Raw genomic sequence first — 12849 nt, 5'->3', positions numbered from 1 at the left:
GAAAGTGAGTGACGCGGTGAGCGGCGTGACCTTCCCTGATACGGCGCTCGCGCTGATCCGCCGGTGGCGTGACGCGAGCCCCGACGCGGTCGCGGTGAGCGGCGCCGACGGCGTGCTGACCTATCGGGAGCTGTACGACAGGGTCGACCGGCTGGCCGCGCTGCTGCGCGCCCGCGGCGTCGGCCCCGAGGTTCCGGTGGGCCTGTGCCTGGAGCGCTGCCCCGGCATGGTCGTCGCCCTGCTCGCCGTGTGGCGGGCCGGCGGCGCGTACGTGCCGCTCGACCCGGGCTTCCCCGAAGAGCGGCTCCGGTTCATGCGGGAGGACGCGGGCATCCGGCTCGTGCTGGCCGGCCGGGGCGTCGAGTCGCGGCTGCTCGACGGCGTCCCCGACGTCGTCGAGCTCTCGCAGGACGGCGTTCCCCTGGCAGGCGGGGCGTCGGCTGACGGCGACGCGCCGGCCGACGGCCCGACGGGCGACCTGGCCTATCTCATGTACACCTCCGGTTCCACCGGCAGGCCCAAGGGCGTCGCCGTGCCGCACGGCGCGGTGGTCAACCTGCTGGAGTCCTTCGCCACCCTGCTGGAGCTCACGCCCCGGGACGCCTGGCTGGCGGTCACCACATTGTCGTTCGACATCTCGGTGCTGGAGCTCCTCCTGCCGCTGACCTGCGGCGCACGAGTCGTGGTCGCGTCCGGGCACGAGACGGCGGACGGCCGGGCCCTGCGGGCGCGTGCCGTGACCGAGGCCGTCACGATCATGCAGGCGACTCCGGCGAGCTGGCGCATCCTGCTCGAATCCGGCGGGGTTCCCGAGAACATCACGACCCGGTTGTGCGGCGGCGAGGCGCTGCCCCGCGACCTCGCCGACGCCCTCCTCGACGGCGGCGCCCGGCTCTGGAACGTGTACGGCCCGACCGAGACGACGGTCTGGTCGACGGCAGGGCGCGTCAGCCCGTCACCCGCCCCCATCGACCTCGGCGAGCCCATCGGCAACACGACCGTGCACATCCTCGGCCCCGGCGGGCGTCCCGTGCCGCCCGGCGAGGCCGGCGAGCTGCACATCGGCGGCGCCGGTCTGGCCAGGGGATATCGCGGCATGCCGGGCCAGACGGCCGCCAGGTTCCTGCCCGACCCGTTCTCCGGAGTGCCGGGGGCCCGCCTGTACGCCACGGGCGACCTCGCCAGGATCGAGAACGGCAGGCTCTGCTATCTCGGCCGGGCCGACCAGCAGGTGAAGGTGCGCGGGTTCCGGATCGAGCTCGGCGAGATCGAGAGCGTGCTGCGGGCCGCGCCCGAGGTCGCCGACGCCGCCGTCGGCGTCTGCGACGGCCCCGACGGGCTCCCGCGCCTGGTCGCCTACGTCGTACGCGCGACCGGGGAGGCCGGAGAGCAGGCGGAGCCCGGGGAGGCGGGGGAGGCCGGCCTGTGGCCGTCGCTGCGTGACCGGCTGCGCCGCGACGTGCCCGAATACATGGTGCCCGCGCACCTCGTGGTGCTGGACGCCCTGCCGCTCACCCCCAACGGCAAGCTCGACCGCAAATCCCTGCCCGTGCCCGAGTGGACCCGGGCGCGGAGCCGGCCGTACCGGCAGCCGTCCACCGCGCTGGAGGAGGACCTCGCGACGATGTGGGGGGAGGTGCTCGGCATCGCCGAGCCGGTCGGCGTCGACGACGACTTCTTCGAGCTCGGCGGGCACTCGCTGACCGCCACCCAGATCATCGCCAGGATCCAGGCGCGCTTCGCGACCAACGTGCCGATCGTGGTGCTGTTCGAGAACCCCACGGTGGCCGAGCTGGCGGCGGCGATGGACCGGCTCGACGACGACGACCTGGACCTCGCCGACATCGCCGCGCTCCGCGACGAGCTCGACGGCCTCAGTGCCGAGGACCTGGCGGCCGTGCTCGACGAGATGGCGTCGGACAAATGAGGGCGCCCCTGTCTCCGAGCCAGGAACGGCTCTGGCTGCTGCAGAGGCTCGACCCCGCCGACGCCTCCTACACCATGTACAACGTCCGCCGGCTGCGCGGACCCCTCGACGAGGCCGCCCTCGAAGGGGCCCTCGCCGACGTCGTGGCCCGCCACGAGGGCCTGCGCACCCGGTTCGAGGAGGAGGACGGCGTCCCCTGGGCGGTCGCCGAGCCGCCGGGGGCGGCGGGCACCGTCCCGCCGGTCCAGCGGATCCGGGCCGACGACGAGGAGCACGCCCGGCGGATCGTCGCCGAGCGGGTGAACGCGCCGTTCGACCTCGCCGAGGGCGTGCCGCTGCGCGTCGCGCTCATCACGATCGGCGCGCTCGACCATGTGCTGTGCGTCACGATGCACCACATCATCGGCGACGGCTGGTCGCTGGGGATCCTCTTCGACGACCTGGCGGAGTGCTACACCGCGCGCCTGCACGGGCGTGCGCCGAGCCTGGCGCCGCTGCCGGTCCAGCCGTCCGACTACGCCCGCTGGCAGCGCCGCCGCGCCGAGCGCGCGGTGCCGTACTGGCAGGAGCGGCTGGCCGACCCGCCGCCGCCCGACCTGCCCTGCGGCATGGGCAACGGGGGCAAGGGCCAGGGGGACTTCCAGGTCGTCCGGCTGGGCCGGGAGATCGCGGCCGAGCTCGACCGGCTCGCCCGCGAGAACAGGACCACGCTGTTCACCGTGCTCATGGCGGCCTACCAGGTGCTGCTCCACCGCCACACCGGCCACACCGACGTCCTCGTCGGCACGGCCGTGGCGGGCCGCGACCGGGTCGAGCTGGAGCCGATGATCGGCTATCTCTCGCAGACCGTCGTGCTGCGCGGAGACCTCGACGGCGACCCGTCGTTCACCGAGCTGCTGGCGCGCACCCGGCAGGAGGCGCTGACGGCGCTGAGCCGGCCCTCGGTGCCGTTCGAACGGATCGGGCATCCCGCCGAGGCGCTGATGCCGACCATGTTCATCCTGCACACCCAGGACCTGGGACTCAGCCGGGCGTTCGGCGACCTGTCCGTCGGCTACTTCCCGGACGGATATCGGCAGGTCAAGCTCGGCCTGTACGCCGAGGCGTGGTTCGAGGACGGCGAGATCGTCGTGTCGTTCGGCCACGACGGGTCCAGCGGGTCCCCGCACGAGGCGGAGGCCGTCCGCAGGCTCGCCGACCGTTTCCTGCTCCTGGTCGAATCGGCGGTGGCCGAGCCGCGCCGCCGGATCTCCGAGCTGCGCGTCTGGACCGGGGACGACGAGGCCGACATCCGGGCCATGGCCGGCGACGGCGCCGACACCGCCGGGGCCGCGGGTTCCGAGACGGTGCCCGAGATGATCGCGGAGGTCGTCCGGCGCACGCCGCACGCCGTCGCGGTGGTCTGCGGGGAGACCGAGGTCACCTACGGCGAACTGGACCGGCGGGCGGCACGGCTCGCCGCCGCGCTGCGGGCCCGGGGCGTGCGCCCCGGCGAGGTGGTCGGCGTCTGCCTGCCCCGCTCGGTCGAGGCGATCACCGCGTTGCTCGCCGTCTGGCGGGCCGGTGCGGCCTACCTGCCGTTCGAGCCGGAGGAGCCGGAGGAGCGGCTGGCCTTCTCGCTCGCGGACGCCGGGGCGACGCACGTGATCACGACCCGGGCGCTGCCCGCCGGGCTCACCGCCGTCGGCCCGCTGGCAGGCGAGGACGAGGCGGCCCTCGGCGACCGGGGCGAACCGCAGGAGACGCGCCCGGGCGACCTGGCCTACGTGATCTCCACCTCCGGCTCCACGGGCAGGCCCAAGGGCGTCGCCGTCGAGCACCGCGCCATCGCGGCCCGGATCCGGTGGATGCGGGAGGAGTACGGCCTGGCCCCCGGAGACCGCGTCGTCCAGTTCGCGTCGCTGAGTTTCGACACCCATCTCGAAGAGGTCTTCCCCACGCTCGCCGCCGGAGCGGCCCTGGTGCTGCTGCCCGGTGGGGCGGCGACGCTGCCCGACCTGCTGGCCGCCCCGGGCGGCGAGCGGGTCACGATGCTCGACCTGCCCACCGCCTACTGGCACCACCTGGTCGAGGAGATCGACCAGATCGCCTGGCCGCCCGCGCTCCGCCTGGTCGTCATCGGCGGCGAGCAGGCGTCCGGCGGCGCGGTGGCGCGGTGGCACGGCCGGTTCGGCGACCGTGTCCGCCTCGTGAACACCTACGGCCCGACCGAGGCGGCGGTCATCGCGACCGCCACCGACCTCGGCCCGACGCCGTACGGCAGGCCCCCGATCGGCCGGCCGGTCGGCGCGACGACGGTCCACGTGCTCGACGCGGCCGGGGCGCCGGTGCCGAAGGGCGTGATCGGCGAGCTGGTCATCGGCGGCGCCGGGGTGGCGCGCGGTTACCTGCGCCGCCCGGCGCTCACGGCCGCCGCCTTCGTCCCCGACCCGCTCGGGCCGCCCGGATCGCGGAGATACCGCACCGGCGACCGGGCGCGCTGGAACCAGGACGGCACGCTGGAGTTCCTCGGACGGCTCGACGGGCAGCTCAAGGTCCGCGGCTTCCGCATCGAGCCGGGCGAGGTCGAGGCGCGGCTGCTCGACCATCCGGGCGTCGGCCAGGCGTTCGTCACGGTCCACGCCGAGGAACTGGTCGCGTACGTCACCGGGACCGCGACCGGGGAGGAGCTGGCCGCGCACCTCGCGCGGACCCTGCCGCGCCACCTCGTGCCGACCGCCTGGGTCGTGCTCGACGCGCTGCCGCTCACCAGCCGCGGCAAGGTGGACCGCGCGGCCCTGCCCGCGCCGGTGCGGGCCTCGTCGGCCGGGCACGTCGCGCCCAGCACGGACGCGGAGCTGCTGGTGGCCGAGATCTGGTCGGAGCTGCTCGGCGTGGACACCATCGGCGTGAACGACGACTTCTTCACGCTGGGCGGGCACTCGCTGCTGGCCACGAGGATCGCGGCCCGGCTGCGCCGGGCGACCGGGGTGGAGGTCCCGGTCCGGACGATCTTCGAGCGGCGCACCGTGGCCGAGCTGGCGGTCGCGCTGGAGGACCTCCTGGTGGCCGAGCTGGAGGAGATATCGGACGAGGAGGCCGAGCGGCTGCTCTCGTCCGCCGACCTCTGACCGCGCGGCGGGCGTCCACGTCGTCCGGGCGCCCGCCGCACGTCCTGCGGGCGCCGGGTCGTCCGGTCAGGAGGCCGGCGCGTCCAGGTAGTCGCCGTGCTCCAGGTCGTCGAGCAGGCCCGGGTGGGCGGGCGACCAGCCGAGCAGCTCCCGCGTGTACGCGCTGGAGACGGGCCCGTCGAAGCCGTAGACGGTGGCCATGAACGGGCTGACGTAGTGCGTGGCGGCCTCCTGCGGGGTCAGCGAGACCGTGGGCACCCCCAGACCGCGGGCGATCGTCTCCGCGATGCTCCTCATCGTGACGCCGCTTTCCGCCACGCCGTGCAGCACGCTGCCCGCGGGCGCCTTCTCCAGCGCGAGCCGGAACAGGACGGCCGCGTCGAGCCGGTGCACCGCGGGCCACCGGTTGGCGCCGTCCCCGACGTACGCCGAGACGCCGGTCTTCCGCGCGGTGGCGATGAGCATGGGGATGAACCCGTGGTCGCGGGGACCGTGGACGGTGGGGGCCAGGCGGACCACGCTCGCGAGCACTCCCCGGGCGGCGAAGTCCAGGCAGGCCCGCTCACCCGCGATGCGGAAGCCCGCGATCCCGGCCGTGTCGGGCTCGTCCTTCTCGGTGGCCTCCCGGCCGGCGGGCATGACCAGGGTGCCGGAGGTGACGACGAACGGCTTGCCCGAGTGTTCCAGCGGCCGGCCGAGCGTCTCGATCGCGGTCCGGTCGCGTCTCATCATGTCGTCGAGGTCGGAGAAGTCGCCGCCGTAGGCCATGTGCAGGACTCCGTCGGCGGCCTCGGCCCCCCGGCGCAGACTGTCGAGATCGTCCAGAGAGCCGCGGTGGGGTGCGGCGCCCAGCGACTCCAGCCGGGCGGCGGCGGCGTCCGAGCGCGCGAGACCGGTGACGGTGTGACCGGCCGCGATGAGTTCGGCGACGACCGCGGGGCCGGTCTGGCCGGAACCGCCGGTGACGAAGACATGCATGTGACACTCTCCCACATAACGTCAGTGACTGGCACTAAGTAGCGCCAGTCGCTGACCTTACGTAGTGCCAGTGACTGGCGTCAAGTAGCGCCAGTGACTGACATATGCGGTATTCTCGGAGGGTGCCACGAAGCGGAGCAGAAGCGCGCCGCCGTCTTCAGCAGGCGGCCCTGGAGCTATATCGGGAACGCGGGTTCGACCAGACCACCACCGCCGAGATCGCCGCCAGGGCCGGCGTGAACGAGCGCACGTTCTTCCGGCACTTCCCGGACAAGCGCGAGGTGCTCTTCGACGGCGAAGCCGACCTGCGCGCCGCGCTGACACAGTCGGTGGCCGAGGCGCCTGATGACCTGCAGCCGCTCGAAATCCTGCTCCGCGCCTTCCGGAAGGCCGAAGGGATTCTCGAGGGCAACCGCCCGTTCGCCGAACCACGCCTGCGGGTCATCGCGGAGACGCCGGCACTGCGGGAACGCGATCTGGCCAAGGCCGCGTCGATGAGCGAGGCCCTGGCGGAGGCGCTGCGGCGGCGCGGCGTCCCCGACCGGCTGGCCGACCTGGCCGCGCAGACCGGCTGGGCCGCCTTTCACCATGCCATGCGGGACTGGATCGACGACCCCTCGCGGAGCCTGGACGCACATCTTCTCCAGGCCTTCGACGACCTGCGCGCCCTCTCCCTGACCGTCCCACCGGCACAGGCATCAACGCAGGCATCGGCGCTGGCGCAGGCGCGGCCCGGAGACTGACGTCACTGCCCCCCATGACCGCCGATCGCCCTGGCTCACGGCAGGGACCGCGCGAAGCTGTCCCGCGAAAACAGAACCGCCGCGCACCCCGGAGGGTGCGCGGCGGTCTCGTGGTCGCCGTCGCGCGTCAGGCGGAGGCGCGGATCACCAGGTGCGTGTCGAGGATGACGACCGGCTGCTCCAGCGGCTCGCCGTTGATCCGGGCGATCAGGAGCTGGACCATCTGCCGGCCCATCGCCTCGGTGGGCTGGTGCACGCTCGTGAGCTGCGGATCGGTGTGCAGCGCCACCTTGGAGTCCTCGAAGCCGATCACCGCGACGTCGTCGGGCACGCTCAGGCCCTGCTCCTTCAGCACCCGCAGGGCGCCGACCGCCATCGGGTCGGAGGCCGTGAACACGGCGTCCAGATCGGGGTGACGGGCGAGCAGATCGCGCATGCCCGCCTCCCCGCTCTCCTCGGAGAAGTCGCCGTACGCGACCCGCTCGGTCATCCCGGTGGCCAGCAGCGCGTCGCGGTATCCGGCGAGACGGTCGACACCCACGCCCATGTCCTGCGGACCGGCGATGGTGGCGATCTTGGTACGGCCCTTGGAGAGCAGATACTTGACCGCCTGCCGGGCGCCGGCCCGGTTGTCCATGTCGACGAAGCTGTACGGGTTGAGCCCGACCGGGCGGCCACCGAGCACGGTCGGCACGCCCAGCTCCTCCAGCCGTCCCGGCAGGGGGTCGGCACCGTGCACCGAGGTGAGCAGCACGCCGTCGACGTGCTGGCCGGTCAGGTAGTGCTCCAGCCGGTCGTGCTCGGCACGGTTCTGCGCCATCGTGAGGATGAGCTGGAGGCCGGTCTCCGCCAGGGCGGAGCCGATGCCGCGGATCAGCCCGGCGAAGTACGGCTCGTCGAAGACACGCTGCTCCGACTCCGACACCACCAGAGCGATGGTGTCGGTCCGGTTGGTCACGAGGGTGCGCGCCGCCCGGTTGGGCACGTAGCCGAGCTCCTGAATCGCCAGTAACACCGCGTCGCGGGCACGGTCGCTCACCTTGGGCGAGCCGTTGATGACCCGCGACACGGTGCCGCGACCGACCCCGGCGCGCGCGGCGACCGCTTCCAGAGTCGGCCGGCCTCCGGAACGGCGGTCCCCGTTCATCTATACTGCCCCCTTATCGAGTCTGCGCTTATTGTGCCCGACCCAGCAGGCCGCCGTGTCTGATGGTGTCGGCATACCACAAAGCGCTTGATTTCATGGTCCTCGCCTGGGTCTCGTAGTCGACGTACACGAGACCGAAGCGCTTGCCGTAGCCCCAGGCCCACTCGAAGTTGTCCATCAGGGACCAGGCGAAGTAGCCCTGGAGCGGGATGCCCGACTCGATGGCCGTGTGGCAGGTCCTCAGGTGGGCCTCGATGTAGGCCACCCGCTCGGGGTCGTGGACGGTGCCGTCCTCGCCGATCACGTCGTCGTAGGCCGCGCCGTTCTCGGAGATGTAGAGCGGGATCCGGGGGTACTCGTCGGAGATCCGCCGCAGCATCTCCAGCAGGCCGCTGTCGTCGACCTCCCAGCCCATCGAGGTGACCGGGCGGCCGCCGTTGACGAAGCCCACGTGCTCGCTGCCGATCCACGGAGACCCGGAGTCCGTCGGCGCGGCGGCCGCGGAGGCGGCGCCGCCGGGCGCGCCCGAGACGGTGAAGCGGCTGTAGTAGTTGATCAGCAGCATGTCGATCGGGGCCGCGATCGTGGCGAGGTCGCCGTCGTGGATGAACTCCATGTCGGACAGGCTGCTCAGGTCGGCCAGCACGTCCTCCGGGTAGGAGCCCTTGAGCAGCGCGTCCAGGAAGAAGCGGTTCTGCAGCCCGTCGATGCGGCGGGCGGCGTCCTGGTCGGCCTCGCTGTTCGTGGCGGGCGTGACCGGATAGACGTTGACGCAGCCGCCGATCAGCGAGTCGGGGTTCTGCGCCCGCATCGCCTGGACGGCCAGGCCGTGCGCGAGGTTGAGGTGGTGCGCGGCGCGCAGCGCGGCGGCCGGCTCGCGCCGTCCGGGGGCGTGCTCGCCCGAGGCGTAGCCGAGGAACGCGGCGCACCAGGGCTCGTTGACCGTGCTCCAGTTCTTGACCCGGTCGCCGAGCTCGGCGTGCACGGTCGCGGCGAAGTCGGCGAAGCGCTTCGACGTGTCGCGCGACGGCCACCCGCCCGCGTCTTCGAGTGCCTGGGGGAGATCCCAGTGATAGAGCGTCAGCCACGGGTCGATGCCGTAGCTGAGCAGCTCGTCGACGAGCCTCTTGTAGAAGTCGAGGCCCTTGCTGTTGTACGCGCCGGAGCCGTCGGGCTGGATCCGCGGCCAGGAGACGGAGAACCGGTAGGCCGTGAGGCCGAGGTCCGCCATCAGCTTGACGTCCTCGCGATACCGGTTGAAGTGGTCGATGGCGATCTCGGCGGTGTCGCCGCCGACGATACGCCCGTCCTGACTACAGAAGGTGTCCCAGATGGAGCGTCCCCGCCCGTCGGCGGTGAGAGCGCCTTCGATTTGGTAAGCGGAGGTGGCGGCGCCCCAGACGAACCCGGTGGGGAACATCACGCTGGGGGCCTCTGCCTCGGGACGTGTGCCTTGCGTTGTCACGCCTTGACCGCACCTTCCATGAGTCCGCCGATGATCTGTCGGCCGAACGCGATGAAAACGACGATGAGCGGGAGGATCGACATGAGCGTGCCGCTGAAGATCAGCACGTAGTCCGTCCCGTACTTCGCGTTGAGCGAGTTGATGGCGACCTGGACCGTCGGGTTGTCCGGCGTCAGCACGATCAACGGCCACATGAAGTCGTTCCAGATCAGCATGAACGTGTTGATGCCCAGCACCGCCATGCCCGGCCGTACGGCCGGCAGGACGACGTTCCACCAGATCCGCAGGGTGGAGGCGCCGTCGACGCGGGCGGCCTCGACCAGCTCGTTGGGCACGGCCTGCTGGGTGTACTGCGTCATGAGGAAGACGCCGAAACCGTTGAGCAGGTACGGCAGGATCACAGCCTTGATCGAGCCGACCCATTCGAGGCTGACCATGAGCCGATAGAGGGGGACGATGCCCATCTGCTGCAGCGGGACCATCATGGTCAGCAGCACCAGCAGCAGCAGGACCTTGCCGCCCTTGAAGTTCAGCCGGGCGAACGCGAAGCCGGCGAACGTCGAGATCACCACCACCGAGACCGTCACCGTGCAGGCGATGATCAGGGAGTTGGTGAGACCGGTCAGGTAGTGCGCGTCGGGGTTGGACAGCACGCGCTGGATGTTCTCCCCGAGCTTGCCGCCGGGCAGGAACGGCGGCGGCATGTCGGTCGCCTCGGTGTTGGTGCGCGAGGCGATGACGATCATGTAGTACAGCGGGAACGCCGAGATGATGATCGTGACCGCGAGGATGAGCCTCGTCATCGGCGTGGCGTTCCAGAGGCCGGCGGTACCTCCCGGCGCCTTGGCGCGGCGCCGCCGCGTGGTGGCGGGCGCGGAGAGCGTGGTCACTTGTTGCCCCCGATCCGGCGGATGAGCAGGAAGTTGATGGCCGATCCGATGAGGATGAGCAGGAACAGCAGCCAGGCGGCCGCGGAGGCGTAGCCGTAGTCGAACTCGCGGAAGCCCTGCTCGAAGATGAACATCGACACGGTCTGGAACTGGCTGTTGGTGCCGCCGTGGACGTTGCCGTTGTAGAACGTGGTCGGCTCGGAGAACAGCGTGAGGCCGCCGATGGTGGAGTTCAGGACCACGAAGATCATCGTGGGCCGGAGCATCGGGATCGTGATCTGCCAGAACTGGCGCCGCCGCGACGCGCCGTCGATCGACGCCGCCTCGTAGAGGTCCTTCGGGATCGTCTGCATGCCGGCCAGGAAGATGATCGCGTTGTAGCCGGTCCAGCGCCAGTCGATCATGGTCGCGATGGCGAGCCAGGAGGGGAGACGCTCGGCCTTCCAGTCGATGGGATCGACCCCGAACCAGCCCAGAACCCAGTTGATCACGCCCCAGTCGCGCCCGTAGAGCTGGGTGAAGACGACCGCCACCGCGACGACAGAGGTGACCAGGGGGAGCAGGACGCCCAGCCGGACGAACAGCTGCGCCTTGATCCGCTTGTTCAGCGCGTTGGCCAGCATCAGGGCCAGCAGCATCTGCGGAACCGTCGCGATGATGAACATCGCGAGGGTGTTGACGACCGCCCTCCAGAAGGCGGCGTCGTCGAGCATGGCGGCGTAGTTGCCGAGACCCGTCCACTCGACCGTGCCGGTGAGGTCGTAGTCGAAGAACGAGTAGTAAAGGGTGAAGCCCAGCGGGAAGAGCCCGAAGATCAGGAAGAGCAGGTAGTAGGGAGAGACCAGGAGGTACGGCGCGGCCTTGAGGTCCAGCCAGGTCATGAAGGACCGGCCCGGTCTCGACCGGACATGCTTCCGATTGGGCGGCATCGGTGCCCGGGTGGGTTGCCCGGCGTCGACGTGCAGGCTCATAAGTTACCTTTCGGGTGAAAGCAGGCGACCGGCCCGCCGGCGGGGGTGCCGCTGCGGCGGACCGGTGCTCACCTGGCGGGCGTGATCAGCCCGCGGCCTTCACGGCGTCGTCGACGAGCTTCTTCCAGCCGTCGGCGTACGGCACGGAGCCGTCGTCGATGGCGGAGACGACCGACTCGATGGCGTTCTTGACCTGGGCGTGCTTCACACCGAGGAAGACCGGCTGGAGCGCGGAGGCCGACTTGGCGAAGATCTCACCGACGGGGGCGTCGTTGAAGTACTCGTTCTTCGCGCCCTGGACGGCCGGGTCCTGCTGCGCCTGGATGTTGGACGGCATGTTGCCGGCGTAGGTGAAGACGCTGACCTCGGCCTCCTTGCCGGTCAGGTAGTCGAGGACCTGCGCCGCCTCCTTGGGGTGCTTCGACTGCTTCGGCACGGCGAGCCAGGAGCCGCCCCAGTTGCCACCGTCGCCGGGCACCGCCGCGACGTCCCACTTGCCCTTGAAGTCCGGTCCGGCGCCGCCGTCGCCGCTGACCGCGCCGAGCATCCACGACGGGCAGCCGAGGGTGGCGAACTGCGACTTCTTCATGCCGGTGTTCCACTCCGGCGTGAAGTTGCGCAGCTTGGCCGTGAGGCCCTCCTGGCTGATCCTCTGGGCGAAGTCGTACGCCGTCTTGACCGCCGGGTTCTTGTCGACGATCAGGTTGTTGTCCTTGTCGAAGTAGGAGACGTTGCCGTTCTTGGCGGCCTCCTGCACCAGGACCACGTTGTAGAGCGTGTTGGTGCCGTCGACGAACTTCGTGTCCTTGATCTTGTCCTGGAACTTGTGGGCGACCTTGATGAAGTCGTCCCACGTCGGCCAGAGCTTGCTGACCTCGTCACGGTCGGAGGGCAGGCCCGCCTTCTCGAACAGGTCACGGCGGTAGCACAGGCTCATGCCGCCGACGTCGGTGCCGAGGCCGAACAGCTTGCCGTCGGCGGTGACGCCGTTCTCCCACTTCCAGGCGGCGAAGTCGCCCTTGCGGTTCTGCAGGCCGAACTCGCCCAGGTCGGCCCACCACTCGGGGTGCGCCTTGGCGAGACCCATGCCGCCCTCGTCGATGCCGACGACGTCACCGGCGCCCGCGCCGGACTGCAGCCACTGGATCATCTGCGGCCAGTAGACCTGCTCGAACTGGTCGGTCAGGTTGTCGTACTTGATCTGGATGTCCTTGTGCTCGGCGTTCCACTTGTCGACGGCTTCCTTGTAGCCGAAGTTCTTGCCGCCGCCGAACGTCTGGAGCGTGATGGTGACGGGACCGGCCGCCGCCGAGGACCCGCCGCCCGACGCCGTGCCGGTGCTGTCGTCCGACCCGCAGGCGGCGGCGCCGAGAGCCAGCGCCGCCACCGCGGCGACCGCGAGCAGCCTGCCGCGGCGCGAGTGTGCAATCATTCCGGACCCCTCTCAGGTGGTATCCCGAATCGTCTGTGGGAGTGCATCCCAGGCCGGTCCCCGATCTCACGGCCCGCGATCGATGGTTGTGCTCGGTGCTCCCGCCCTGTGCCGAGCACGTTGGGAGCGCTCCCACGAAGGGTCCTCTATGAGCAACCGAGGCGTCAATATGCCGAAACCTAACTG

Annotated in this window: 9 protein-coding genes; 3 read left to right on the top strand and 6 right to left on the bottom strand. The window is 71.1% G+C overall.

What is annotated here, in order from left to right:
- Positions 1–4 precede the first annotated feature (4 nt).
- Together FLV34_RS08120 and FLV34_RS08115 are read left to right on the top strand one after the other, a co-directional pair.
- Positions 5–1927, top strand: coding sequence for a non-ribosomal peptide synthetase (locus tag FLV34_RS08120; RefSeq protein ID WP_187280571.1), 1923 nt, complete (start codon positions 5–7; stop codon positions 1925–1927).
- Complete coding sequence (locus FLV34_RS08115; RefSeq protein WP_147942764.1) at positions 1924–5037, top strand: non-ribosomal peptide synthetase; 3114 nt, start codon at positions 1924–1926, stop codon at positions 5035–5037. Before FLV34_RS08120 ends, FLV34_RS08115 begins: the two co-directional genes overlap by 4 nt.
- 66 nt (positions 5038–5103) lie before the next feature.
- Here FLV34_RS08115 and FLV34_RS08110 read toward each other — a convergent pair whose 3' ends face one another.
- Positions 5104–6015 (bottom strand): SDR family oxidoreductase, encoded by a 912-nt coding sequence (locus FLV34_RS08110; RefSeq protein WP_142648316.1) that lies wholly within the window; start codon positions 6013–6015, stop codon positions 5104–5106.
- 122 nt (positions 6016–6137) lie between these two features.
- Here FLV34_RS08110 and FLV34_RS08105 point away from each other — a divergent pair, with 122 nt between their 5' ends.
- The gene (locus FLV34_RS08105) at positions 6138–6758 is read left to right on the top strand and encodes a TetR family transcriptional regulator (protein ID WP_142648317.1); all 621 of its coding nucleotides are present in this window, start codon (positions 6138–6140) and stop codon (positions 6756–6758) included.
- A gap of 127 nt (positions 6759–6885) precedes the next feature.
- Here the strand turns inward: FLV34_RS08105 and FLV34_RS08100 are convergent, their stop codons facing one another.
- The 5 genes from FLV34_RS08100 to FLV34_RS08080 form a co-directional block, all read right to left on the bottom strand.
- Positions 6886–7905, bottom strand: coding sequence for a LacI family DNA-binding transcriptional regulator (locus FLV34_RS08100; protein WP_142648318.1), 1020 nt, complete (start codon positions 7903–7905; stop codon positions 6886–6888).
- Positions 7906–7933: 28 nt separating this feature from the next.
- On the bottom strand, positions 7934–9325 hold the full coding sequence (locus FLV34_RS08095; RefSeq protein ID WP_142648386.1) for a GH1 family beta-glucosidase: 1392 nt from the start codon (positions 9323–9325) through the stop codon (positions 7934–7936).
- 41 nt (positions 9326–9366) lie between these two features.
- On the bottom strand, positions 9367–10260 hold the full coding sequence (locus FLV34_RS08090; RefSeq protein WP_142648319.1) for a carbohydrate ABC transporter permease: 894 nt from the start codon (positions 10258–10260) through the stop codon (positions 9367–9369).
- Positions 10257–11141 carry a carbohydrate ABC transporter permease gene (locus FLV34_RS08085; RefSeq protein WP_240971508.1) on the bottom strand — a complete coding sequence of 295 codons (885 nt, stop codon included), beginning with the start codon at positions 11139–11141 and terminating at the stop codon, positions 10257–10259. Before FLV34_RS08085 ends, FLV34_RS08090 begins: the two co-directional genes overlap by 4 nt.
- Before the next feature lie 175 nt (positions 11142–11316).
- Positions 11317–12663, bottom strand: coding sequence for an ABC transporter substrate-binding protein (locus FLV34_RS08080; protein WP_142648321.1), 1347 nt, complete (start codon positions 12661–12663; stop codon positions 11317–11319).
- Positions 12664–12849: the final 186 nt, after the last annotated feature.

Source organism: Microbispora sp. CSR-4 (assembly GCF_008033685.1).
Lineage (GTDB): Bacteria > Actinomycetota > Actinomycetes > Streptosporangiales > Streptosporangiaceae > Microbispora.
Note: the sequence above shows the minus strand (reverse complement) of the source record. Positions and strands in the feature narration are given on the sequence as shown.